Source organism: Pseudoflavitalea sp. G-6-1-2, assembly GCF_012927185.1.
In the GTDB taxonomy this organism is placed as follows: Bacteria; Bacteroidota; Bacteroidia; order Chitinophagales; family Chitinophagaceae; genus Pseudobacter.
In genome coordinates this window covers 1,148,243-1,172,214 of sequence record NZ_JABBGB010000002.1, presented here as the reverse complement: position 1 = coordinate 1,172,214, position 23,972 = coordinate 1,148,243, and the positions used below count along the sequence as shown (strand labels likewise).

21 protein-coding genes are annotated in these 23,972 nt (G+C 46.9%); 7 read left to right on the top strand and 14 right to left on the bottom strand.

All coding sequences use genetic code 11. The features are described from left to right. Nucleotides 1-2: 2 nt before the first annotated feature. The 4 genes from HHL16_RS14410 to HHL16_RS14395 form a co-directional block, all read right to left on the bottom strand. Entirely contained in the window at nt 3-1,190 is a 1,188-nt protein-coding gene (locus HHL16_RS14410) for an ABC transporter permease (protein WP_169425890.1), read from the bottom strand. A 5-nt stretch (nt 1,191-1,195) separates the two neighbouring features. After that, complete coding sequence (locus tag HHL16_RS14405; protein WP_169425889.1) at nt 1,196-2,158, bottom strand: biotin/lipoyl-binding protein; 963 nt, start codon at nt 2,156-2,158, stop codon at nt 1,196-1,198. A 13-nt stretch (nt 2,159-2,171) separates the two neighbouring features. Beyond that, nucleotides 2,172-3,566 carry a TolC family protein gene (locus HHL16_RS14400; RefSeq protein WP_169425888.1) on the bottom strand — a complete coding sequence of 465 codons (1,395 nt, stop codon included), beginning with the start codon at nt 3,564-3,566 and terminating at the stop codon, nt 2,172-2,174. A 407-nt stretch (nt 3,567-3,973) separates the two neighbouring features. Further along, the gene (locus tag HHL16_RS14395) at nt 3,974-4,516 is read right to left on the bottom strand and encodes a hypothetical protein (protein ID WP_169425887.1); all 543 of its coding nucleotides are present in this window, start codon (nt 4,514-4,516) and stop codon (nt 3,974-3,976) included. A 187-nt stretch (nt 4,517-4,703) separates the two neighbouring features. Between HHL16_RS14395 and HHL16_RS14390 the strand changes: the two genes are divergently transcribed. Beyond that, a complete protein-coding gene (locus tag HHL16_RS14390) occupies nt 4,704-5,327 on the top strand; it encodes a class I SAM-dependent methyltransferase (protein WP_169425886.1) in 624 nt (207 codons plus the stop codon). Nucleotides 5,328-5,409: 82 nt separating this feature from the next. Then, the gene (locus tag HHL16_RS14385) at nt 5,410-6,456 is read left to right on the top strand and encodes a methylated-DNA--[protein]-cysteine S-methyltransferase (RefSeq protein WP_169425885.1); all 1,047 of its coding nucleotides are present in this window, start codon (nt 5,410-5,412) and stop codon (nt 6,454-6,456) included. Nucleotides 6,457-6,520: 64 nt separating this feature from the next. On the opposite strand, the gene HHL16_RS14380 is transcribed toward HHL16_RS14385, so the two are convergent. From HHL16_RS14380 to HHL16_RS14370, 3 genes are all read right to left on the bottom strand, one after another. Next, nucleotides 6,521-7,051 carry an META domain-containing protein gene (locus HHL16_RS14380; protein ID WP_169425884.1) on the bottom strand — a complete coding sequence of 177 codons (531 nt, stop codon included), beginning with the start codon at nt 7,049-7,051 and terminating at the stop codon, nt 6,521-6,523. Between the two features lie 237 nt (nt 7,052-7,288). Beyond that, entirely contained in the window at nt 7,289-8,131 is an 843-nt protein-coding gene (locus HHL16_RS14375) for an OmpA family protein (RefSeq protein WP_169425883.1), read from the bottom strand. Nucleotides 8,132-8,239: 108 nt separating this feature from the next. Beyond that, on the bottom strand, nt 8,240-8,713 hold the full coding sequence (locus HHL16_RS14370; protein ID WP_169425882.1) for a heme-binding domain-containing protein: 474 nt from the start codon (nt 8,711-8,713) through the stop codon (nt 8,240-8,242). Between the two features lie 78 nt (nt 8,714-8,791). Here HHL16_RS14370 and HHL16_RS14365 point away from each other — a divergent pair, with 78 nt between their 5' ends. Continuing rightward, on the top strand, nt 8,792-9,460 hold the full coding sequence (locus HHL16_RS14365) for an FAD-binding oxidoreductase (RefSeq protein ID WP_169425881.1): 669 nt from the start codon (nt 8,792-8,794) through the stop codon (nt 9,458-9,460). A gap of 305 nt (nt 9,461-9,765) precedes the next feature. Here HHL16_RS14365 and HHL16_RS14360 read toward each other — a convergent pair whose 3' ends face one another. Together HHL16_RS14360 and HHL16_RS14355 are read right to left on the bottom strand one after the other, a co-directional pair. Further along, nucleotides 9,766-11,124, bottom strand: coding sequence for a hypothetical protein (locus HHL16_RS14360; protein WP_169425880.1), 1,359 nt, complete (start codon nt 11,122-11,124; stop codon nt 9,766-9,768). A 96-nt stretch (nt 11,125-11,220) separates the two neighbouring features. Then, entirely contained in the window at nt 11,221-12,048 is an 828-nt protein-coding gene (locus HHL16_RS14355) for a hypothetical protein (protein WP_169425879.1), read from the bottom strand. A gap of 100 nt (nt 12,049-12,148) precedes the next feature. On the opposite strand from HHL16_RS14355, the gene HHL16_RS14350 reads away from it, so the two are divergent. The 3 genes from HHL16_RS14350 to HHL16_RS14340 are packed head-to-tail and all read left to right on the top strand — an operon-like array spanning nt 12,149 to nt 17,812. Continuing rightward, nucleotides 12,149-13,261 (top strand): DUF3667 domain-containing protein, encoded by a 1,113-nt coding sequence (locus HHL16_RS14350; protein ID WP_169425878.1) that lies wholly within the window; start codon nt 12,149-12,151, stop codon nt 13,259-13,261. Between the two features lie 13 nt (nt 13,262-13,274). Then, nucleotides 13,275-14,057: a nucleoside triphosphate pyrophosphohydrolase gene (gene mazG, locus HHL16_RS14345; protein ID WP_169425877.1), complete on the top strand. Its 783-nt coding sequence runs from the start codon at nt 13,275-13,277 to the stop codon at nt 14,055-14,057. After that, entirely contained in the window at nt 14,054-17,812 is a 3,759-nt protein-coding gene (locus HHL16_RS14340; protein WP_169425876.1) for a HAMP domain-containing sensor histidine kinase, read from the top strand. Before mazG ends, HHL16_RS14340 begins: the two co-directional genes overlap by 4 nt. Nucleotides 17,813-17,881: 69 nt before the next feature. Here the strand turns inward: HHL16_RS14340 and HHL16_RS14335 are convergent, their stop codons facing one another. From HHL16_RS14335 to rplU, 5 genes are all read right to left on the bottom strand, one after another. Next, nucleotides 17,882-19,564 carry a DNA polymerase/3'-5' exonuclease PolX gene (locus HHL16_RS14335; protein WP_169425875.1) on the bottom strand — a complete coding sequence of 561 codons (1,683 nt, stop codon included), beginning with the start codon at nt 19,562-19,564 and terminating at the stop codon, nt 17,882-17,884. After that, on the bottom strand, nt 19,561-20,439 hold the full coding sequence (locus HHL16_RS14330; protein ID WP_169425874.1) for a type II CAAX endopeptidase family protein: 879 nt from the start codon (nt 20,437-20,439) through the stop codon (nt 19,561-19,563). The genes HHL16_RS14335 and HHL16_RS14330 overlap by 4 nt, the downstream gene beginning before the upstream one ends. Before the next feature lie 692 nt (nt 20,440-21,131). After that, nucleotides 21,132-21,317 carry a hypothetical protein gene (locus tag HHL16_RS14325; protein WP_169425873.1) on the bottom strand — a complete coding sequence of 62 codons (186 nt, stop codon included), beginning with the start codon at nt 21,315-21,317 and terminating at the stop codon, nt 21,132-21,134. Between the two features lie 128 nt (nt 21,318-21,445). Beyond that, nucleotides 21,446-21,703, bottom strand: coding sequence for a 50S ribosomal protein L27 (gene rpmA, locus HHL16_RS14320; RefSeq protein WP_169425872.1), 258 nt, complete (start codon nt 21,701-21,703; stop codon nt 21,446-21,448). 111 nt (nt 21,704-21,814) lie between these two features. After that, complete coding sequence (rplU, locus tag HHL16_RS14315; RefSeq protein WP_169425871.1) at nt 21,815-22,117, bottom strand: 50S ribosomal protein L21; 303 nt, start codon at nt 22,115-22,117, stop codon at nt 21,815-21,817. A gap of 402 nt (nt 22,118-22,519) precedes the next feature. On the opposite strand from rplU, the gene HHL16_RS14310 reads away from it, so the two are divergent. Beyond that, a complete protein-coding gene (locus HHL16_RS14310; protein WP_240966164.1) occupies nt 22,520-23,950 on the top strand; it encodes a GH3 auxin-responsive promoter family protein in 1,431 nt (476 codons plus the stop codon). The last annotated feature ends 22 nt before the right edge of the window (nt 23,951-23,972 follow it).

The window sequence follows — 23,972 nt, the reverse complement described above, 5'->3', positions numbered from 1 at the left end:
AATTATGCGGGCGCCGTAGCCGGCAGGTTGTTGCTTTCTGATTTCAATACTTTCCTGATCCTGAAAAACAATAAGAGCCAGGTGAGAAAAAGGAATACTGCAATTAAGATGAGCATATGTTTCAGTTGCGGCCAAACATCCATCCAGTCTGCATTCTGAAAGAGCGTCATGCGCATCAGTTGCAGGTAGGGGGTAAGCGGAATGGCCATGCTGATGGTTTGCAATACCGAGGGTACCTGCGGCCAGGTGAATCCCGAAATGGTGAATGCCGGCGATGCTATCGACATCAGTAATTCCGATGCTTTCAGTGGCGAAGGGAATACCACGCTGTACAAGGTGCCCAGCAGGGAAGATCCGATTACCAGCAATACCTGTGCTGCCAGCAATACTCCGGGATGCCAGGGCATCGGCACTTTGAAGTAAATGCTCAGCAGATAAAATACGCCGATGTTCATCATGCCCAGTACTGAATAGGGGAGTATCTTGGCGAGGATCAATACCAATGGAGAACGGCTGTAAGACAATAATCCATCTTTACTGAACGTGCCATTGGCGATCTCCTGCGAAAAGCTCACCCCCAATGCAAGCAATAGCAATTGCTGAATGATGCTGAAAATAAGTCCTGGCCAGAGAAAATACAGATAGTTGCCAGCTGGATTGTATTCGTAAAAAACATTGTGTTTGAAAGATTCGTATTGTTTGGAAGCAATGGAAGCGGGCATGCCTCTTTTCTGATAGGAAGAAATAAGTATGCCTGCATTCATGGTGCCTGCAACAACCGATACTGCTGTACCTGCTGAACCTGCAGTGAGTGTGTTGCTCATGTTGAGGTAGCAATTTATTTCGGGCATGCGTTGCGCAAGCAGATTGGCTTCGAAGCGATCGGGTATCACAATTACGGCCACAGCGCGGTACGTGAGCATCATTTGCTGCACATCACCCAGTTCGAAATCCTGATGCACTATTTTCAGTTGCTGGTGATCTTCGATCATAGTGCCGAATTTGTCGCTGGCTGGTGTTTGATCGTTATCGATCAGCACAACAGGCAGGTCGGTCACTTTTCCTTTTTTGTATACGTTGCCCAATACAAAGGCAAGTACAAATGGCATGAAAAGAAATGCCACTACAAACACTTTGTTGCTCCAGAAGAGCCGCAGCTCCCTCGTGATTAATCGTCCGAAATTCCTCATACTTTTTATGGCTTGTCGAGCGATACTGTGGCATTGAATAAAAGTGCTTCTGCTGTGGCGGAGTTGTCCGGAACTATTTTCAGTTCGTACACTGCGTCGTCGATGGAGTAATCGGGATATGCTGTGGTGATGTCGGCATAACGTGGCATCTGTTTGATGGTTACGATCTTTCCTTTAAGATCTGTTTTGTTGTAGGGAACCCGCACTGTTACTGCATCTCCGGCCTTGTACGACTGGATCTTGCTTTCCGGAACAGTGAATCTGAACCAGGTGCTCGCGGGAAGATATCCATTGAAGATGGGATAACCTGCTGTGGCCAGTTCTCCTTCTTTCAATGCAATGGTTTCGAGTGTTGCGTAGTTGGTGGCAAGGATGTATCGTTCAGAGTAGGCCACTTCTGCTTCCTGCAAAACACCTTTGGCTTGCGCCTGCTGGCCAGCGGCTGCTTCTCTGGTTTCGATGCGCGGACCTTTTTCCGCTTCGTTGAGTTCGGCTGTAACAGCATCGAGCTGGGCTTTTGCGCCCTGGTATTTTGCGAATGCTTCGTCGTAAGCCTGTGGCGCCATCATGCTGTCGTTGAACATCGCTTTTGCACGATCGAAAGATTTCTGTGCAAAATTGAACTGCTCTTTTGTTGCACGATACTTCGCCTGTATCTGTTTCATCTGATTAGGTGTTGCTCCGTTATGTGCCATCTGCCGTTGTGCTGTTGCAGCTTCCACCACACCTTTGGCCTGCGCTATCTTGGCACTCACTTCGGGTACATCCAGCATGGCCAGTGTGTCGCCGGGTTTTACGGTGGCACCTTCCTGCACATAGAGTTTCAGAATGCGGCCCGTTACCTTTGGAACGAAACTGATGGTTTCGCGCTTCACCTTTCCCAGCATCTTTGGTACTTTTTCTTCTTTGCAGCTTGCTATCAGTATAACAGGAGCTGTCAGTATTGTTACGATGGATCGCAATTTCATATCGGGTAATATTTTAAGGAATAGCTTGAATAGTGAGGTTTCCGGTAGCCATCATCAGTGCGAAGGCTGCGCGCCGCTGATCGAATATGCTTTGCGCAACACCGAGTGCAGCCGCTACGTAATCGTTCTCTGCATCGATGAGCTGCAGGGTTTTTATCAGTCCTGTTCTGTATTCTTTGGTAGCCTGTGTAAGTGCGTTCTGCGCTGTTTGCTGCTGTGCCTGTTTCAGTGCGATCTGCCCTTGTGCAATGGTGTAATCGCTTTTGCATTTCGCAAGATTGAGCCCCAGCTTTTCTGTGGCATCCTGTTTTTCGTTCTCTGTTTTTTTGAGGTCGATCTTTGCTGCTTTCACGGCTTCGCTTCCTTCGTGCCCGTCGAACAGATCCCATTTCAGCCCAACTCCGATATTGAACATGGGAATGATGTTGAGGTTGGGAAGATTGGCCCGCAACTTCGGGCTGTTCACGCCGGTAAGCAATGGGCGTGAACTGTTGATGCGGCCTGCCAGCAATCCGATATAACCTACCGATGCTGCGGCCTGTATCTTAGGTACAAACCATGTTTTCTCTGCATTGATCTTGTATTGGCTTGCTGCGAGTTTGGCGTCGAGGGCTTTGAGCTCAGCACGGTTTGTGATGCTTCCGGCCTCTGTTGAAACTGCTACCAGCTCCATGCTGGCATCTATCTGTCTGAGACGTTCTTTATCGATATGAGTGTACATGGCGAGTTGCTCTATCACCAGTTCCTGTTTGCCTTCGTACTCCTGGATCTTTGCTGCGAGTTGCGCCTGCGCCACTTCTATCTTCTGGTGTTCGTATTTGGTGATGAGCCCGTAGGTGAAAGCTTTGTCGGCAGTTCGCTTGTTTTCTGCGAGGCGTTTTTCGCTTTCATCCAGCACTTTTCTTACCTGCTTCAACAGTGCCAGCTGATCATAGGCGGTGATCACATTGCTGATGATCTGCTGGCGATCGCTTTCCATAATTATCTGCTGCGCCGACGATTTGGATGCAAGCGCCCGTTTCAGCTGCGGCACTTTGCCTCCGGAGTAAAGCAGCATCGATGCGCCTACATCCGCCGTGAGCAGGTTGCCGCTGGTGGTGAAGCGGTTGCTCCCGGTTTTGATATCTATGTTCAATTGCGGAATGTTGATGAGATCTCTGCTTTTGACGCCAAAGGAAGAAAGTATGAAGGCGTCTTTCACTGTGAGATCGACATGCGGCAGGTAAACATTTTTCAGTTTTTCCTGATCGAGTGCCGTGAGCTCAACATCAAGCTGTTTGTTGGCGAGTATATGATCGTTGCGGATAGCGCTGTCTGCCAGTTCACGAAGCGAAGGCGCACCGGTTTGTGCGGCCGTTCGTCCGGCAATCAGCACCATGAAAATAAGACATGCGTTGGTATACTTCATTTCATCAATGATTCTGATAGTTAGTGATAGCATGTAAGGGTTGAGGCTACGCCGGATACAACAATCGGGCGAAAGACTGATATCGACTGACAAATTACCTGTTGTGGATTGGCGGATTGTTGCATAGTCCGGATTTTCGATTAATAAGATTCCTCGCTAATATTTAACAACCTCAGGTAAACCAAATATATAAAAAAAACAGGTTATTTTCTGTCTGTTTGAAGGTAGGCCGGTAATTTGTATAGCAGGCATGAATATACGTACCGATACCGGACAATTCCACGAAAAACGTTTACCGGTACCTCCCGGCATCTGAAAGTTCGGTTAAAACAAAAGCGCCCCGTAACCGGAGCGCTTTCTGTAAGCAGCACTTTGTCGTGAATACTTTTTTGTCTCAGGCGCGGGCATTACAATTTGCTGAACCGGGTTGTATGCATGTAATCGTCATCAGCTCTTGTGGGATCGTCCTTTTTATACAGATAGATCTTTCCATCGAGGTTCATCACTTTGTAAAAAAATTGTTCTGTCCCGTTTGGTGAAGGATAGAGCTCATCTGCATTGAGGTTTCTCTTGGTTCCGTTCTTCTGATAAAATCCACCGGTAGTATGAAAGCTGATCTGCTTTTTGGTTACATCAATTTCGTAAGTGCCTTCGTGGTAAATATTGTATTTGTCAGTTTCTGATCCGATGTAGTAGAAAACGGAGCCGGTTCCATTGGCATTGAGTGAGAATTTCTGCGCCATTCCGATAGCCGGACCCTGATAGACGCCTGTATTGGGATCGAAGAGACCCGTGCTTCCTCCGTCGGCCCAGATCCAGTTGCCCTGCAGTTCCGCAGGTACTTCGGTACGGGGAGCTGTTGAATTGTTCTGTTGCTGACTTTTGCTCTTTTTGCAACTTGTTAATGCGATTGCTGTCATGGCTATTGCAGCAAATAAATACTTTGTCATGCGAAAAATTTTATTTGTTGAAGATTCTGACGCAAAGCTATTTTGACTAACCGCAGGCAAATAGTGAATGCTGTATGAACCGTTGATGGAGATGCATGGAATGCACAGGCGGCATACCGGAAAGAAATCACTGATTTGTAACTAAAGTCACCGCACCGATCCCCCTGAATGCTGTAACTTGCCAGCCATGAACAACGATCAGAGAGTACAGCACTGGCAACGAATCTACACCGAGAAACAGCCTGAAGAAGTAAGCTGGACGCAGATCCGGCCGGATACTTCCATCAACTCCATCGAATGGTTCGGTGTTCCTAAAGATGCTGCCATCATCGATATTGGCGGAGGAGATAGCAGGCTGGTTGATTTTCTGTTGCAACTCGGTTACACCAATCTCACCGTACTGGATATTTCTGCGGCGGCACTGGATCGCGCGAAAGCAAGGCTGGGAGAGGATACTGCCAAAGTGAAATGGATCGTTTCTGATATTCTCGATTTCTCACCAACAGAACAATATGCCGTGTGGCACGACAGAGCCGCTTTTCATTTCCTCACAGAGCCCATGGGTATTCAGCGGTACGCCGCCCTCGTAAAGCAAGCTGTGAATGGCTATCTGATCATCGGAACCTTTTCTGAAAATGGTCCGTTGAAATGCAGTGGACTGCCCATTTCGCAATACAGCGAATCGACCATGACGCATGTATTTGAAGCCGGGTTTACGAAGATGAAATGTTTTACGGAAGATCATACCACACCTTTCAATACCACGCAGAATTTTCTGTTCTGCAGTTTTAAATCGAAGGAGCCGGAGTAACGAATGCAGCCGGAAAAATACTTGTAAAGTTTCCGGTTGTGACCGCATAGCAGCCATTCTACCTTTGAAAAAATGAAGCAAGATGCTAACGAAAGAAAGAATGTACAAGGCTATAGTTGAGAAGGATGCTGAGTTTGAAGGGCATTTCATCACCGCCGTGAAAACCACGGGCATTTTCTGCCGGCCTACCTGCACTGCCCGGAAGCCTAAGATCGAGAATGTAGAATTTCTTTCAGATACGGCGGAAGCCATCCGCAAAGGGTATCGTCCGTGCAAGGTTTGTCAACCCCTCGATCTGCCGGGTGAAACGCCTGCACCCATCAAAGCTATCATTGAAGAGCTGCATGGCAATCCATCACTCAAACTCAAAGACTGGGATCTGGTACAACGTGGCATCGAGCCCAATACTATCCGCAGATGGTTTCTGAAAAATCATGGCATCACTTTTCATGCGTATCAGCGGATGTTCAGGCTCAATGCGGCTTTCAAAAGAATTCAGAATGGAGAGCCTGTAACCTCGGTTGCGTATGAGGCAGGATATGAATCGCTCAGTGGTTTTGGTGATTCTTTCAAATCGGTATTTGGTGTATCGCCCAATAACAGCAAGAACAAGCAGGTGGTGAATATCACGCGGATCGAAACGCCACTGGGCAGCATGTTTGCCTGTGCTTCGGAACAGGGCATCTGTCTGCTGGAATTCACTGACCGTAAAATGCTGGAGACGGAACTGAAAGCGATTGCAAGATTGCTGAATGCGAATATCATTCAGGGAGCCAATGTGCATTTCGATCAGTTGCGAAGTGAGCTGGAAGAATATTTTTCCGGAAAGCGAACGCAGTTCACTGTTCCGTTGCATGCGCCGGGTACGGCGTTTCAGCAATCGGTGTGGGACGAACTGATCACTATTCCTTTTGGTACCACGAGGTCGTACAAGCAGCAGGCCATTCATCTCAACAGGCCGGAGGCGATCCGGGCGGTGGCTGGTGCAAATGGCATGAACAGAATTTCGATTCTCATTCCCTGTCACAGGGTAATTGGTGAAGACGGACATCTTACCGGTTACGGCGGAGGGATCTACCGCAAGAAATGGTTACTCGATTTTGAGAAAGCCAATCAGCAGCAGCCATAACATCCTCCCAAAAAAAATCCCTGGGATGATGCCACCCCAGGGAATACTGCAAAAATAAAATCACTTATTTGGTTTCTGAAGGAGCTGCAGACGCAACAAGTCTCGCCAGAGGGGCCATTTTGGCTTTGTTGAGGCTCAGTGTGTCGCCATTCAGCGTGTAGTTGTCTGCTTCGAGCAGCGCCTTGGTGAACTGGTTTTCTGTTTCCAGTGCAGGGCAGGCCATCTGCGTAGAGATCAGGTTGGTGATAGCAATGCCATTGCCATCTTTCAGTTGGTATTCGGCGCCGAAGCCGTTGCAACCGCCGTTTCCTGCAACTTGTTTGCCATCTTCTTTGAAGGTTACGTGTGATTCTTTGAAGAAGGTAGAATCTTTCACCACAGGTTTACCATAGATCTCGATCAGTTTGTAATACTTTCCTGCAATGGCAGCTTTGCCTGCAGTTGAATCAAGTGGAGCGCTGGTTGGCGCGGCAGATGGAGCATTGTTGGTTGCTGAATCGCCTGTTGGTGTTGGGTTAGAATTGTCTGCTGAATTGCAGGCTACAAATCCGATGATGCACAGAGATGATAAAACCGGGAAAAGAAGGCTTCTCATGATACTAATTTTTATGATTACGAAAATAGGTGCAGGCAAGGGTCAATTACACAATATGTTCGTTTCGGTTCTCAGAGCTGAAAGTAGCGAAGCTATCGGTTGCGGGCAAAGGTATGGGTTTTGCCCAATTCTTTGTGAGGCCTTTTGATTCGCTCGCAGGAGCTGTTCCGGAATGATTGTTTTTCGTGTATTGCTGCATGTTGCCCTATTGATTGCTTCCGACAACGGATCGTTGCATCACTTCAATACAATTTCAACACGGCGGTTCTTCGATTTGCCTTCTTCAGATTTATTGCTTGCCACCGGGCTCAATGAACCTACTCCCTGTGCTGTTACCTGAGCCTTGTTCACCGCATATTTGGTGGTGAGCTCATTGGCTACCGAAGCTGCGCGCTCTTTGCTCAGTGCGAGGTTGTGATCGAAGCTGCCTGTATTGTCTGTATGGCCAACTATGAACACGTTTACCGGGTTTGCTTTGAGGTATCCTGCAATGGCTTTGAGTGTTTCTGCCGATTCTGGTTTGATGGTGGCTTTGTCCGTATCGAAATAGATGCCGTAGAAGAGCACTTTGCCTTCTGCATCGAGGCTGTTTTTGATATCGTCGATGGTCATCACCACATCCTGTTTCATGGCCTGCTCTTTCACGCTGGTGATGGTGTAATTGCCGATGCCATCCGCTGTAACCAGTATCCAGTAAGTGTTTCCGCCTTGCTTCAGTTTGAAATAAACTTTGTCTTTGTAGAAGTCGTCGTAATAAACCTGTTCGCCTCCTTTCTGTTTTACGGCGTTCTTGAAATTATTCAGAATCTGAAGGTTGCCGGGCTTGGCATCCCATGTGCCCAGCCATTTGAAAGTCATTTTTTCAAGGGCACCTTCCTTGTCTTCGTACCTTACTTTGTCTGCTTTGGTTTTGTCGGCAAAGATCACTTTGAGCTGATCGAATTCTTTCTGCTCAACAGAATATTTGTCTACTTCGTAATTGGGAAGGGTGGTGAACAGGGAATGACTGGTTACCGAATTTTGCGCATTCAGTTTGCACAGGAATAGGGTAAGCAGAAACAGGAGAAGGCTTTGTTTCATGTTGGCTTGTTTAATGGTTTGATTCAATATACCGGAGGGTGTCCGGTGATTTTTAGGCAGTTCTTACCACATTGAATGTACTGGGGACAAAAATTGTTGTTTAAACATTTACTTTAATGCCGGCAGGGTAGTATCCTTTCTTATTTCGGTACGTACGGCGGTAACCCAGCTGGCGAGTAGTTTTTTATCTGCCTCACTGAGTTTGGCTTCGGCATGCATGCTGGTGTAGGAGGGCAGGGGCATTTCGTGTTTTTCGATGCTTTCGGTCACTTCTTCGAGTTTATGATCCTGCCTTTTGTAAGAGTAGGCGGTGAAATTGGAGAAGTTGAGGTGGCGCTTGCCATCTTTGATATGATCGTTCAGCCACCAGGTGAGGGGCTGGATATTGCTGTACCATGGATAGTTGGTGTTATTGGAATGGCAGTCGTTGCAACTCCGCTTGAGTACTGCGGCTACCTCTGCCGGAACGGTGTACTTGTTAGCAATATCCGTAGGGGAAACTGTTGTAGAAATATTTTTTTCGGGGCGGATGAACTGAATGGCAATCAGCGCAATCAGCAGTAACAGCAACAGCTTTCTCATTTGCAGATTTTGTTTTACAATATAACCAATATTGTGGGTGATGGAATCAAAAAAATCAGTAGCTTGCTACTAGTCTCTATGGAAAAGCATATCGTTGAGATATTGTCCATCAAAGAGGTGACCCATGATGTGAAGAGCTTCCGTTTCAGGAAACCACAGGGTTACCGCTTCAATCCGGGGCAGGCCACAGAAGTATCTGTGAACAAGCCGGGATGGGAGGATGAGCGGCGGCCATTCACCTTCACTTCGCTGAATGATGAGCCAACACTTGAATTCACCATCAAGCGGTATTCCGATCACAAAGGGGTTACAGATAAGATTCATCAGCTGGTACCCGGCGATCAACTGATCATCCGGGATGTGTGGGGAGCAATCGAGTACAACGGACCAGGGTATTTCATTGCAGGAGGAGCAGGCATCACGCCATTCATCGCTATTCTGCGGCAACTGAAACGGGATGGACAAACAGCAGGCAATGTGTTGTTCTTTTCCAACAAAACGGCTTTCGATGTGATTCTTGAAAAAGAATTGTACGATATTCTGGGAAGTGATGCCCATTTTATTCTGACCAAGAACGATACGCCGGGATATGAGCATGGCTACATCAACAAAGCTTTTCTCGATTCCAATGCTACGAATCTCAGCAAACGTTTTTATGTTTGCGGTCCGGATAAAATGATCAAAGATGTAACTGGCGCACTGGAGCAAATGGGTGTTGAGCCCGATGCTGTAGTGTTTGAAAAATAAAAAGCCGCTCTTTCTTGAGCGGCTTTTGCCTTTATGGAAGTTTTCTTAGCTATACTCTCCAACCCGCAGGCAGCTCCGCCCACTCATGGTTAGAATGAATCAGGTTAAATAATCAGTTTTTTACGAATGCTGTGAAGAATGATAGTACATTCTTCCGAAGGGGTGTTCGACTGGAACTTACAGGCAGTTAAATAACATACAGGATAACCAAGGTAGTCAGGTTTTTTCAGTTCCGGTAGCGCCGGCACCGGCATTTTAGTGAATGATGCGTTAAATCAAATTGCCTGCCTTTCGGAGCGCAGCCATCACAGGAACATCAGTCGCCTGTACCGGTTCCGGTCTTTGTGGATCATATAACCCAGCGTCCATTCGAACATATCTGCCGAGCCTCCGTGGGCTTTTACGGTAATGCCCACCAGATAATGCTTTGCAATCCTTGTTCTGATCCCCACCCGCAGGTAGTATTTCTGGTTTTCGTCGTTGAACGGGTTTCTCTTGAGATAGAACCCGATGCCCATGGGCACGTAGAGATTGGAACGTAGTATCCAGTCCCAGTTAACGGTCAGACCCATACTGAACTGTTTGCTGAAATCCGATTTGCCTGGGGTGCTGTCGCGCTGCTCGCCTCCGGCGGCATAAAAGAGATCGGCCCCGATGCCCGCCCTGTACTTGTAATTGAACTGATACATGGCCTGTGCCGAGAACGTGCTTTTCACATACCTGGTTCCTCCGATCATATATTGTTTTTCTCCTGCCGCCAGCAACAGATTGCCCACAAAGAATGGCTTGAAGGGAGCGATGGAATCCTGCGTGGTTCTGATCTGCACTTTATTTACCCGATACGCTACGGATATGGTTACCGGCAACATATTGATACCCGCATTGGGCAGCGTGAATGAGCTGTTGGAAAAATGCCGGAAGCCAGCGGCACCAATTATTATCCAGTTCCTGCTCAGCATGTAACTCGCATTTGCGAACATCGCCACATAGCAGTTATTGCGCGATCCGATATACTTGTTGTTGGGATTGTTCTCTTCGTCGAATGGGTTAAATCCGAACGAAATGCCGAATGCTCCATAATAACCAAACCGCCAGCGGCTCTGCTGATTGTAGCTCCTGAATGGAATATTGAACCATCCGTAGAGTCCCATCGGCTTGCCGAAATTCTTGTTGTGGAAATTGGAGTAGTAAAATCCAAGTCCCAGCATCTGGTGCCTGTACAGTTGCGAATAAGTATCCGGTGAGGGTATCTGCCAGCCAACACGGAGATTGAAGGCATCGTACACAGAGCTGTCTATGAGCGCCTTTCCGGTGGAAGTTCCATTGCTGAGCACATAGGCAATCTCAGGACTGAAAATCAGCCAAAGTGCCTTTCTGCTGTGAATAATGGAATCCTCTGCTGCATTTGCCGAATCGCCGGGCAGTATGGGGATGCGATGCAAAGGAACCGTAGAATCGGTTGATGTATTCTTTGAATTCGCTTGTCCCAACCGGTATCTGGCAACAGTGGCAGAGAAGTCTCTTTCAATTGAGCGTTGATCCGGTGACGTAAGTTCCGGGCTGATAAGATTAAGTGATGGCTTCGCTGTCTGGGCCGGCAATGAAATTCCGGTAAGGCAGCACAATGCAATTGCAAGCAGTGTTTTGAACGAATTGACAATCATCCGGCATCGATTTGGTTAACCTGTAAAATGCAGTTCCTGGCCAGGAGTTCTCCGGTGATCAGGGGTTGGGCATTCAGAAGCTAAACCATGGTGATGCTACTTGTACTGATACTCGATCTTACCGATCAGTACTTTTGTTTTGGAGAAACATTCGTCTTTTATCTTCAGTCCTTTTTCGTTGTAGGTGTAATACCATTTCTGGTAGTCGCCGGTGCCTTCGGTGGTTACCAGCATGCTGGATACGCGGCCCTGTGCATCGTATTCGAAGATGTAATCGGGCAGCAGGCGTCTGGCTTTTTCGTTGTAACGCACAATATCTGTGAGTCGGTGCTGATCATCGTAATAATAGTAAACAGCGGGCAGTTCCTTTCCGTTGCTGATGCTTTTTTCTTCTGCAATATTGCCCTGTTCGTCTGTTACGAAGCTGACATAGGTAGTGTCTTTCCCGTTTTTGATCTTCAGCATTTTTTCGGGGCGGTTATTGTTCCAGATAAAGATATGCTGCTCTTCCATGGAAAATCCGCCTGCGGATGTGCTCACGCTGATCAGTCTGCTCAGTTTGCCCGCCGGGTTGTAATAATATTTCACCTGCGATTTGTTGCCGTCGGTGGTATCAGTGGTGCTGATCAGGTTTCCTTTTGCATCGAAATCAGAACTGCTCTGGGTATTGCCGTTGAGCGTGGTTTTGGTGGTGGTAACAATGCTGCTGCCATTGCCGAAAACCGATTGCTCGCTGCTGAATCCATCGATCGGCTGGCCGTTTCCATCCAAACTTACGAACTGCACATGATTAATTTTCTGCTGTACCAGCAGCTTCCTGCGGTTCATGGTTTCGCCGGTTACAATGATGTCATTGTAGAAATACTGGCTGAAACCCGTGTGGATACTGAAGATTCCCAAAACGATCAGAATGAGTGCTTTCATATACGGTTATTAACGCAGGCTGACCCGGTTATGGTGCAGTTGTGCAAAATTTTCTGTAAAATAGTGTGTTTCCTTATTTTTAGCCAAAAATAACCCACAAGTGTCCCACGCCAAAGAACGTCACGAGAAAATCTGCCTTAACTGTAACGCTGACCTTATCGGGAGATTCTGCCAGAACTGCGGGCAGGAAAACATCGAGCCACACGAAACGGTATTTAGTCTGGTGCATCACTTTTTTGCCGATATTACGCATTTCGACGGCAAATTCTTCAGCACACTCAAATACCTGATCATTAAGCCTGGTTTTCTGTCCAAAGAATATATTTCAGGAAGGAGAGCACGCTACCTGCATCCCATCAGGATGTACGTATTCACTTCCGCACTGTTCTTTCTGGTATTCTTTTCCATTGTAAACCTTGAGAAAAACAATAAAAAGGATAACAAGATCACGGAGGTGATGAATGTTACCCAGCAAAGGATCTGGGAAGAATCCAAAGAACAGATTCTGAAAAACAGAAAACTGGATGCTGCGGATTCAGCGGAAGTGGAAGCTGCCTACAACGCCATCATGCGGGTACAGAGGATCGTAAAAGATTCAACCAAAACAAAAGAAAAGAAACACGGACTGGAAATTGAAGACGATGATGGCTGGGGATTTTTCAGCGACAGGTACTTTGCCAGCAGAGCAGTCTACGATTCCGTGCAGGCCAGTCTTCCGGCCAATGAAAGAGATGGCTGGATGGCAAGGCAGGTGGCATACCGCAATATCCATATTCACGAAAAATTTGCCGATAAGAAAGAATTCTGGATTGCTGTGATCAACAAGTTCATCCACACACTTCCTTATCTGCTCTTCGTTTCATTGCCGCTCTATGCGCTGTTTCTGAAACTGCTTTATATCAGAAGAAAGAATTTTCTGTATGTAGATCACGCGATGTTTCTGATTCATTTGTACATCTTTACCTTTATTTTCATTCTGGTGGCGATAGGATTGAATGAATTGTCCGACCTGAAGTATCTGGATTGGCTGGAAACCGTGGTAGGGCTGCTTTTCCTCGCAGGCTTCTACTACGCTTACAAAGCGATGCGGGTATTTTACGGACAGGGTCGGTTAAAGACCATTTTGAAATTCCTGACACTGAATTTGCTTTGCATCATATCACTGGCGTTCTTATTTGCCATATTTTTATTCTTTGCAATTTTCCGCATTTAATTAATTGTACGATATGGAAAACTCACCTGTTGCCAATGCATTTATGAGGCTGGTGCGCATAATGGATGATCTGAGAGAAAAATGTCCCTGGGACAGGAAACAAACGGAGCAAACCCTTCGTCAACTCACCATCGAAGAAACTTACGAACTGGCCGATGCCATCACCGACAAAGACTGGAAGGGTATCAAAGAAGAGATCGGCGATCTGATGCTGCACATGATCTTCTATGCGAAGATCGGCGCCGAGCAGAACCAGTTCACACTCGAAGAGGCGCTCAACAGCATCAGCGAAAAACTGATCCACCGCCATCCGCATATTTACGGAGACATCACTGTGAAAGACGAAGAAGAAGTGAAGCAGAACTGGGAGAAGCTGAAGCTGAAAGAAGGCAAGAAATCTGTATTCAGCGGCGTGCCTGCTGCATTGCCAGCGTTGGTGAAAGCCATCCGCATTCAGGAAAAAGCCAAACAGGTAGGCTTCGAATGGGATACCAGAGAACAGGTCTGGGAAAAGGTGGAAGAAGAAACCAATGAGCTGAAAGAAGCCATCGGTCTGAATGATCATGCAAAGATGGAGGAGGAATTTGGCGATCTGATGTTCAGTCTGGTCAATTATGCACGGTTTTTGCAGCTCGATGCCGAAAATGCGCTTGAAAAGACCAATAAGAAATTCATATCGCGTTTTACCAGAATGGAAGCAGTAGCCATGGAACAAGGCAAAAGCCTGAATGATATGACACTGGCCGAAATGGATGCCATCTGGGATCACATTAAAAAACAAAACCGCGGCATTTGAAGCATCTGGTAAAACAATGGCTGATTAAGAATGTCTATTTGCTGTTGGCTATTGCATTGTTTGCTGTTGCCTTCATTCTCAATAAATATGTGATCGATACCACGGCCGCACAATATTATGCGCGCGCCATCGAAAAGCGGATAATCGAAAAGGAGCGCGATTTCATGAAGCTCTCCTACAACAGTACGTTGATCAATTCGCTTGCATCAGGCCGTTATTCCGAATCAACATTGCAGGAAGTGCTGGACTCCAAAAGAGGTTATGGCATCTTCATGTTCCGCCGCCCGGCATACAGCCAACCTATTCTCGAATTCTGGAATTCGCAGGTGGCAACGCCTCCGGCCATTCCGCAACATAAGGATACCACGCAGGTGCTTCGCCTCAATAACGGGGTGTATATCCATCATGTTCATTTGGTGAAACTGGAAAACGGACAGGCATGGTCTATTGAAGCGCTGATACCTATCCTGTCGAATTACTTCGTGGAAATCGAAAATCTGCCGCGTGAGTTTGTAGGAGTGCCCGATGCCGGCAGGCGTGTGGACTTCTCCACTTCCGTAACCGATTTCCCTGTTCGTGATGCAGACGGCGATATTCTCTTCTACCTGAAACGAACCAGCGATCAGCAACAGCAACACAGTATCTGGACCATCATACTGGTGGTGGTAGGAGTGGTGCTGTTATTCTTCTATCTGCATCAGGTGGCAGACCGAATCCGCGAACATTACGGACTTTGGTATGGCGTACTCTTTCTGGCCGGCACCATCGTACTGCTGCGCCTGGGTACTTACTATTTTCCCGGAGTGCTCGATCTGCGGCAGTTTGAGCTATTCGATCCATCGATCTACGGATCGAGTTTCGTGCTTAGTTCACTCGGCGATCTGCTGCTCAATTCGCTGCTCTTTACCTGGATAATCATGTTCATCAACCGAAGGTTCGATGTATCGCAGATAAGAGCTTATCAGGAATCCTGGAAGAACTGGCTGCTGCTCTGCCTCGTATTGGCCGGACAGGTGATCTTCACTTTCACAATCGCGGGCATTATCCAGAGCCTGATTGCAGATGCGCAGATATCATTCAACGTTACCAATTTCTTCAGCCTTACTCAATACAGTTTCATCGGCTTTATAATTCTGGCCACACTGGCACTGAGTTATTTCTTTTTGTCGCAGATACTGCTTACGCTCGCTGGCATACTGGTGGGCGACAGAAACTATATCACTTTCATCATCACCGGATTTATCGGCCTGTTGCTGCTCTCTTTCAATCGCAACAACAATATGGTTGAACTGAATCTTTTTGTATTGCCCTGGCTGGTGGTGTTTGTGTGGCTGATGCAACTGAATATTTTCTCCGGTCTCAATCTCAGACTGAATATTTCGGAAGTGCTTTTCTGGCTGGCGATCTTTTCTGCCAGCATCACGGCCGTGATTGTTTATGAGAACAGAAAGATTGAATTCGATCAGCGACAGCGATTTGCGGAGCGGCTGATTTCGCAGGCAGATCCATCGAGTGAACGATTGCTGAGCATCGCCATGGCCTATCTCGATAACAATTTCCTGGCGCCGAACTTCCGGCGCTTCGAAGATCAGCAGACCAATGCCATGCTGAAAGACAGTATCGTAAAAACCAATTTCACAGCTTATCTCAACAAGTACGATACCAAGGTATTTACATTCAACGCACTCACGGAACCGCTGTACAATTCCGATGCGGGATCTTTCGATACACTCAATACCATTTTCAAAAACCAGGGAAAGTCTACGAGCATTCCTGATCTGCATTATTTCGAGCGTTCGTTCGATAAGTTCTCCTACATCTTCCGGAAAGAGGTGGTGGATGCGAATGACAGCACTGTCGGGTATTTCTTTGTGCTCTCCGATCCCAAGCGATACAAATCCGATGCATTGATTCCTGAGCTGTTCAAGCAAACGCGGGAGTTGCTGCCGGAGTACAGCAATCTGTATTCTTATGCGATCTACGACAGCCTGCGGCTGATCAGTCATTATAACGATTATGCATTCCCTACACAGCTGTCTTCGCGCGATATTCCGCGGGAAGAATACAAAGTGATCAGTCGGGGGGATTATGAAGAACTTTGGTTTCATAACCGCCCCGATAAAGTGGTGGTGATAGCTGTGCGCAACAGCTCTTTCATGGAAGCGATCACTTTGTTCGCTTACCTGTTCAGTACCTTCCTGTTTCTGCTGGCGGTGTACCGGATCACGAGCATACTGATCAGGAGCCGGCTGCAATGGTCGGAATTGCGGAAGTCGTGGGAGCTGAGTATCCGTTCGCAGATACACAGCACCATCATCAGTGTGAGCCTGCTTTCTTTTGTGGTGATCGGTATTGCAACCATTTTGTATTTCGTTAACCGTTATCACAGAAATAATCAGGACAGGCTTACGCGGGCCATACAGATCATGGGCAATGAGGTGAAGAAGAAGATCATCAACCACAGCGTGTTCAATGATGGGGTGATGCTCTATGAGCCGGGATTCAACGATGAAATGAAAGACCTCATGTCTGAGATCTCCGAAATTCATGGTACGGACGTGAATCTCTACGATACGCTCGGCGATCTTAAAGTGAGTTCCAATGCGGATATCTACTATCGGGGAGTATTGAGTGAGAAGATGAATCCGCTGGCATTCTTCCGGCTGCACACATTGCATCAGGTGCAGACAGTAACGGATGAGCAGGTGGGCAAGATCAATTATCTCAGCATCTACAGCCCGGTACGCGATGAGAATGGTAATGCGGTGGCTTATCTCAATATTCCATCGTACAGTACGCAGGGTGAACTGAAGCAGGAGATCTCCAACTTCCTTGTGACCATCATTACACTGAATGCATTCATCTTTCTGATAGCAGGTGCGATAGCGGTATTCATCACAAACCGCATCACATCGAGCTTTACCATCATTACACAAAAGATGCGCGACATCAATCTCCGCCAGGTGAATCAGGAGATCGAGTGGAAGCGCAATGATGAGATAGGCGTACTGGTGAAGGAGTACAACAAAATGGTGCAGAAACTCGAAGAGGGTGCCGATACACTTGCCAAGAGCGAACGCGAAGGCGCCTGGAGGCAGATGGCACGTCAGGTTGCGCATGAGATCAAGAATCCGCTCACGCCGATGAAGCTGAGCATTCAGTATCTGCAGAAAGCCATCGACAATAATTCTCCCGATGTAAAAACCATGACGGCCAATGTGGCCCGTACACTGGTTGAGCAGATAGATCACCTTTCAAAGATCGCTTCGGACTTTTCTCAGTTCGCCAATATCGGCAATCCGCGGAATGAAGTGTTCGATCTGCATGAGTTGCTGTATTCGCTTTCTTCTTTGTATCAGGCAACAGAAAACCTCGATTTCAGCTGGGATCAGGTGCCGGCGAAAGTGATGGTGTTCGCAGACAAAACGCAGTTGAACCGGCTCTTCACCAATCTGATGCAGAACGCGCTGGAAGCGAGTGCAGACAGGGAGTTGCGCGTGATACGAATGGATGAGAGACTGGAAGACGATCATATCATCATCAGTGTAAAAGACAATGGAGAGGGCATACCTGAACAAACAAGATCGAAGATCTTCACACCAAACTTCACTACAAAATCATCCGGCACGGGGCTTGGACTGGCCATGAGCAAGGGCATTGTGGAACAGGCTCGCGGCGATATCTGGTTTACGACAGTGGAAGGCGAGGGGACAGTTTTCTGTGTGAAGCTGCCGCTGCTGCGTACTGCTGACTAATGGCCGCAAAAAAAATGCAACCAGCATTATTGACTGGTTGCATGTAAGTGTTACCTCAAAAATTTATTGCTATAAGTTGAATTTCTTCCTGCGGTCTGCGAGATACTGCTCCAGTTCTGCGCGTGAGAAGCTGCTCAGGTTCATTGCTTTTATGAGCCCGCCTTTCTGTGCGGCGAGTACGCCGTATCTGCAATCGGCATAACCTTCGATAGTGTGTGCGTCCGGATCTACGGAGAGCAGCACGTTTGCCTTCATGGCGGCATCGATGTAACGCCAGTCGATATCGAGGCGGCGTGGGTGCGCATTGATCTCTATCACCACCTGATGCGCTGCACATGCATCGATTATCTGCTGATGATCTACCGGGTAACCGGGGCGGCTGAGCAGCAGTCTTCCCGTCATATGTCCGAGAATAGTGGTGTAAGGATTTTTGATGGCGTTGAGCAATCGCATCATGGCTTTCTCTTCCGTCATTTTGAGATTGGAGTGAACGGATGCGATCACGAGATCGAATGTGGCCAGCACATCGTCGGTGTAATCGAGCGAACCATCGTTGAGGATATCGCACTCGATGCTCTTGAATATTTTGAATGGCGCGAGTTTGGCATTCAGTTCATCGATCTCACGGTGTTGTTCGCGGATGCGTTCTTCATTGAGACCATTGGCGTAGAAGGCGCTTTTGCTGTGATCGCTGATCACAAGGTATTCATGGCCGAGTGCAATGCAGGCTTTCGCCATTTCTTCGAGCGAGTTGGAACCGTCGCTCCATTTGCTGTGGCTGTGAATGATGCCTTTGATATCACCGGGCTGAATGAGTTCTGCAGAGACCGTCGATTGCAATATGGCCGCTGATTCGCGGAGTGCAGGCTCGATGAAAGGCAGGTCCACTCCTTCGAATATCGCTTCTTCGGATTCGAAAGGATATGTTGCGTTTTCCAATACACCGGGAATCGCCTGCCATGCCTGACTGAATTCTTCACTGCTGCTGGTGCTGAACAATGTGCTGTAGAAATTTTCCGATTCTGCGAGATAGAATTTTAAGGGCACATTCTCCGCTCCTTTTACGATCAGTGTATTATCTGTACTTTCTGACGTAGAAAAGTTATTAGCCTCGAAAAACGGCTGTAATGCGCTGTGGCTGGCAGTGGTTACCCAGGCAAGCTCATCGATGATCTCCAGTTGACGGCGGAATGATCCTGTATGCGCAAACTGCTCGTCCGGAAACTGTTTGGTAAGTGTTTGCTGAATGCTCAGTGCATATGCTTCGATCTCTCCGAAAAGATGGCTGCCCTGATTGCGGAAATAAAACTCGATGGCATCCTGTACATTCTTCTGCGTTTTCTCACCGAAGCCTTTGTAGAGTGTAAGTCTGTTTTCGTTGCAGGCGTAAAGCAACTCACCAAGTGTTTCAACGCCCATCTCTTTCCATACGGTAGAAATCTTTTTAGGACCGAGACCTTTGATGTTCAGCATTTCGATAACACCCGGAGGGGTTTTGCCGACGATCTCCTGCAATGCAGCAAGGCTGCCGGTTTGCAGGATCTCTATGATCTTCTTCGCTGCAGAATCTCCGATACCCTTGATGCTACTGAGTTTGTCGGCGGGTACATCTGCCAGTTGCTGCGGCAGTTTTTCGATAGTGAATGCAGCGGAAGAGTAGCTTTTCGATTTGAAGCTGTTCTCGCCATGAATGTCCATGATTTTGGAAAGCAGCGAGAACTGATCGGCAATGAAATAGTTATCGATTGTCATGATGCAGCAAAAATAGGCAGTTCTTTTCTTTTCAACCAGCATATCACAGCAACGATTACAGTAATGGCTGGAAGAATAGCGCCGAATTCATCGATGTAATATTTTGTGTCGCCGGTATCGACAGTCAACGGTGTGAAAATCCACTGAATGAAAAGATTGTGGCTGGCGTGCAACAGGGCGCCAGTCCATAAACTGCCCGACTTCATTCTGAACCAGGTGAAAATAAAACAGCTGGCGAAGATCATTACAGTGAAGCAGGTGAGCGAGTACCAGGCCGGTGCGCCATTGTTGTAATTGGCGAAGATCATCAGCGGGTAGTGGTAAAGCGACCATACTACACCCATGATCAAAGAGGTAGTGGTATAGGAACTGATCTTTGCGAGTTGCGGTGTGAGAAATCCTCTCCAGCCGATCTCTTCACCGAGCGCGGAAGATAATGATCTGGCCATACCGAATGCACCGAGCAACACTAAGTATAAAAAAATTACGAGCCCGTCGGGTAAGTTGTGCCAGCCGAAGCCTTTCGCGATTTTGTCAACGGTTTCTTTGTTGTAGAATCCGCCCTTGCCGCTGATCCAGATGATGAGATAAGCCACCAGTGCATAGAGAAAGGGCAGGAGGTACGACCACCAGAGATATTTTTTCGGTCCCCATTTCCAACCGAGCGTGGAGAGTTTTATTTTCAGCAACCAGCAGGTGAGGATGGCGGCGAGGGCGGGGCACCACATGATCATCAGCGTGTAAGTTACGCCGGGAGCACCGGAAGCCATGTTGCCGGTTTGGGCTATCAGATAATAAATGGGAGTACAAAGTAATGCGGTGAAGAACAGGTAAACGGCAATGTTTTTCCTTACCTGGCTTTTTGTTTCGCTCATATGGATAAGATTTTGGTGTACTGAATTTACAGGCAATAAGTCTGAAAGGCAAACCGCTGAAATAAACCATGAAAAAAATGGGCGTTCAGGAATAAAAAACTGCTTCCGGAGGGGTGAAAAAGTATATTTTGGACCAGAAGGGCAGAGTTGGGACCGGAGAAAACCGGCGTTTGTATGGAGCAGTTGTTCATCTGATATCCTGTATCAGTTACTTACGTATGATGTTTTGATGCGAGCGCTTTTGCATGTTTTGATCCGGAGTTTTTTGCAGTTGCTGGTTGATTAATTCTGCCGGAATTTCACCCTCTGGACCTGTATGCATCTTTTTTACGAACTGCATATGCGCGGCATAAACAGGGAGGAGGGTGATGAATTATTTTTTATCGCACTCCTGAGGCTTTGCAGGTTTCTGATCTGAAGAACCGAATGTACAATCGCCTGTCTTTTAGATGTTCGCGAATAAACCTGTAAGCTGAGGTGATATTGTTGAAATTGTTGCCGGTGAATTCGATAAAAACGCTGAAACCCTTATCTGGTAAGGGTTTGGTGGTATTGAAGTTGCGAATGAGTCAATTGAAAGGAGAAGTGTGGATCGATGATTGACCGCATGGGCGATCAACGTTCTCTGGAGTAGGGGCATAAAAAAAGTCCTGGTAAAACCAGGACTTGATATTTTCTGTGTTCCAAAGAAACTACTTAGCAGCTTTCTTTGCAGCTTTCTTAGCGGCTTTTTTAGGAGCAGCTTTTTTAGCGGCTTTTTTAGGAGCGGCTTTCTTTGCAGCTTTTTTAGGAGCAGCTTTCTTTGCAGCTTTTTTAGGAGCAGCTTTTTTAGCGGCTTTCTTTGGAGCGGCTTTTTTTGCAGCTTTTTTAGTTGCCATGTTTTGTGAATTTAACGGTTAGTAAATAGAAACTTTCGAAGGTAAAAGTATAAACTAATTTCAAACCGCCAAAAAAAATTTCACAAAATGTCAGAAGAACCTAATGACACCATGGCGTGTTCAGCGAATTAAGACATTGGAACTACGCTAACGATAGTCTTGTCTTCTTTCGTTTTTCTGAACTCAACAACACCATCAGCCAGTGCAAACAGGGTGAAGTCTTTTCCTACACCGATGTTTTTTCCGGGGTGATATTGTGTACCACGCTGACGAACGATAATGTTACCGGAGATAGCAGGCTGACCACCGAAGATCTTAACGCCAAGGCGTTTGCTTTGTGAGTCACGACCGTTCTTTACGCTACCTTCCCCTTTCTTATGTGCCATGATAAAGAGTTTGAGAATTTGTAATTGTTGAATTGAATGGGATCACAGTCAGCCGATAGGATAAATCATTTTCAGATCATACCCCTTCACGCATCACTGCCCGTTCAATGCTTATGCGATTTCAGTTACTTTGATCTTGGTATACTGAGTGCGGTGACCGTGCTTCTTGCGGAAGCCTTTCCTTCTCTTCATTTTGAAGGCAATCACTTTATCACCCTGTACCTGACCCAGGATCTCGGCTTTTACGGTAGCCTTTACATCACCGCCCACGGATAATTTTCCATCGGTATCTGTCAGCAATACTTCTCCAAAAGATACGTTGTCTCCGGCTGCACCTTCAACACGTGGAACGTACAAAGTCTGGTCCTTTTGAACTCTGAATTGCTGTCCTGCTATTTTAACTACTGCGAACATAAATTTCCAAAAATTAGGAGTGCAAAGGTAAGGGATTGCAACTGATTGTAATTGATTTAACCAGAGTTTTTTAAAAATAAAACGGGCCTGATTGTTAATAAACATACAATAATCTGATTATCAGGCCCGTTTCAGTATAGTTTTGATTCCGGTTTTTGGGAGGAGAAAAAAAGGGACGGCCATTGCAATCGCCGCATTTCAAAGATGTTCGGCGTACACATAAAGTTGCATCAACACCTTTTCTTCCCCCTCTTAAATTGATCCAAACCATTCAAATCTTACCTTGGTTCGTTTCATGAATTGACGTAGGTTTGTTATTTAAGTTTCAAAGGGACTATGCAGATCAAATCTTTACTGGCAAAACCGTTTGCCCACTACATATATAAAGGAGTCAGGAAGGGAATGAATACCGCAGTGGAAGATCAGGAAAATATCCTGAAAGAACTGCTCAAAACCGCTAAGGTCACCGAATTTGGAAAAGACCATAACCTTCAGCAGGTTTCCCTTTACGAAGAATTCATTCAGGCAGTTCCCATCCGCGACTACGAACAGTATAAACCTTATATCGAAAAGATCAAGGAAGGCAAACACAATGTGCTCTGGAAAGGCAAGCCCATCTATCTTGCCAAAACCTCCGGAACCACCAGCGGTGTAAAGTATATCCCCATTTCCAAAGAATCTATTTCCAATCATATCAATACCGCGCGGAATGCACTGCTCTGCTATGTGGCAGAAAGCGGCAATACCCGCTTCACCAACGGTAAAATGATCTTCCTCAGCGGCTCTCCCGAACTCGAAAGAGTAGGAGGCATCCCCACAGGAAGGCTCAGCGGTATCGTTAATCACCATATCCCCAGCTACCTCCGCAGAAACCAGCTGCCCAGCTACGAAACCAATTGTATCGAAGACTGGGAAACCAAGCTCGATAAAATCGTAGAGGAAACCATCAAACAGGATATGACGCTCATCAGCGGCATCCCGCCATGGATGCAGATGTACTTCGATCGCCTGCAGGAAAAAACCGGCGGCAAAAAAATCAAGGACATCTTCCCCAACTTCTCCGTACTCGTGCATGGAGGTGTGAACTTCGAACCCTATCGCCAGAAATTATTCGAAACCATCGGGCATAAGATCGCTTCTGTTGAAACATTCCCGGCTTCTGAAGGCTTTTTTGCATTTCAGGACAGCCAGGATGCAGAAGGATTGCTGCTCAACACCAATAGTGGTATCTTTTTTGAGTTCATTCCCGCAGGCGAGATCTTCTCCGGCAATCCCACCAGGCTCAGCCTGAAAGATGTGAAAGTAGGAGAGAACTATGCGCTGATCGTTAACAGCAACGCAGGCCTCTGGGGATACAATATCGGAGATACCGTGAAGTTCGTTTCCACCAACCCTTATCGCATAGTGGTTACCGGAAGAACCAAACATTTCATTTCCGCCTTCGGCGAACACGTTATCGGTGAAGAAGTGGAATACAGCCTCATCAAGGCTGCCGAAGAAGAAGGTGTGCACATCACCGAGTTCACTGTAGCTCCTTTTGTGCATCAGGGGAAAGGGAAATCTTATCACGAATGGTTCATCGAATTCGAGAACCGTCCGGCCGATATCAGCAGATTTGCAGACAGGGTAGACAACTACCTTCGCCAGAAGAATATTTACTACAATGATCTGATCACCGGCAATATTCTGTTGCCACTGCATATTCGTTCTGTGAAGAAGAATGGTTTTATCGATTACATGAAGTCGATCGGTAAGCTGGGAGGACAGAACAAAGTACCCCGATTAAGCAACGACCGTAAGCTCGCGACTGCCCTCGAACCTTATATTGAATAGCCAGGGCTTCCAATATTTTATT

Coding starts and splice junctions, on each gene's coding strand:
- HHL16_RS14410 (WP_169425890.1), bottom strand. CDS start 1,190: ATGAGGAATTTCGGACGATTAATCACGAGGGAGCTGCGGCTCTTCTGG.
- HHL16_RS14405 (WP_169425889.1), bottom strand. CDS start 2,158: ATGAAATTGCGATCCATCGTAACAATACTGACAGCTCCTGTTATACTG.
- HHL16_RS14400 (WP_169425888.1), bottom strand. CDS start 3,566: ATGAAGTATACCAACGCATGTCTTATTTTCATGGTGCTGATTGCCGGA.
- HHL16_RS14395 (WP_169425887.1), bottom strand. CDS start 4,516: ATGACAAAGTATTTATTTGCTGCAATAGCCATGACAGCAATCGCATTA.
- HHL16_RS14390 (WP_169425886.1), top strand. CDS start 4,704: ATGAACAACGATCAGAGAGTACAGCACTGGCAACGAATCTACACCGAG.
- HHL16_RS14385 (WP_169425885.1), top strand. CDS start 5,410: ATGCTAACGAAAGAAAGAATGTACAAGGCTATAGTTGAGAAGGATGCT.
- HHL16_RS14380 (WP_169425884.1), bottom strand. CDS start 7,051: ATGAGAAGCCTTCTTTTCCCGGTTTTATCATCTCTGTGCATCATCGGA.
- HHL16_RS14375 (WP_169425883.1), bottom strand. CDS start 8,131: ATGAAACAAAGCCTTCTCCTGTTTCTGCTTACCCTATTCCTGTGCAAA.
- HHL16_RS14370 (WP_169425882.1), bottom strand. CDS start 8,713: ATGAGAAAGCTGTTGCTGTTACTGCTGATTGCGCTGATTGCCATTCAG.
- HHL16_RS14365 (WP_169425881.1), top strand. CDS start 8,792: ATGGAAAAGCATATCGTTGAGATATTGTCCATCAAAGAGGTGACCCAT.
- HHL16_RS14360 (WP_169425880.1), bottom strand. CDS start 11,124: ATGATTGTCAATTCGTTCAAAACACTGCTTGCAATTGCATTGTGCTGC.
- HHL16_RS14355 (WP_169425879.1), bottom strand. CDS start 12,048: ATGAAAGCACTCATTCTGATCGTTTTGGGAATCTTCAGTATCCACACG.
- mazG (WP_169425877.1), top strand. CDS start 13,275: ATGGAAAACTCACCTGTTGCCAATGCATTTATGAGGCTGGTGCGCATA.
- HHL16_RS14335 (WP_169425875.1), bottom strand. CDS start 19,564: ATGACAATCGATAACTATTTCATTGCCGATCAGTTCTCGCTGCTTTCC.
- HHL16_RS14330 (WP_169425874.1), bottom strand. CDS start 20,439: ATGAGCGAAACAAAAAGCCAGGTAAGGAAAAACATTGCCGTTTACCTG.
- HHL16_RS14325 (WP_169425873.1), bottom strand. CDS start 21,317: ATGGCAACTAAAAAAGCTGCAAAAAAAGCCGCTCCAAAGAAAGCCGCT.
- rpmA (WP_169425872.1), bottom strand. CDS start 21,703: ATGGCACATAAGAAAGGGGAAGGTAGCGTAAAGAACGGTCGTGACTCA.
- rplU (WP_169425871.1), bottom strand. CDS start 22,117: ATGTTCGCAGTAGTTAAAATAGCAGGACAGCAATTCAGAGTTCAAAAG.
- HHL16_RS14310 (WP_240966164.1), top strand. CDS start 22,520: ATGAATACCGCAGTGGAAGATCAGGAAAATATCCTGAAAGAACTGCTC.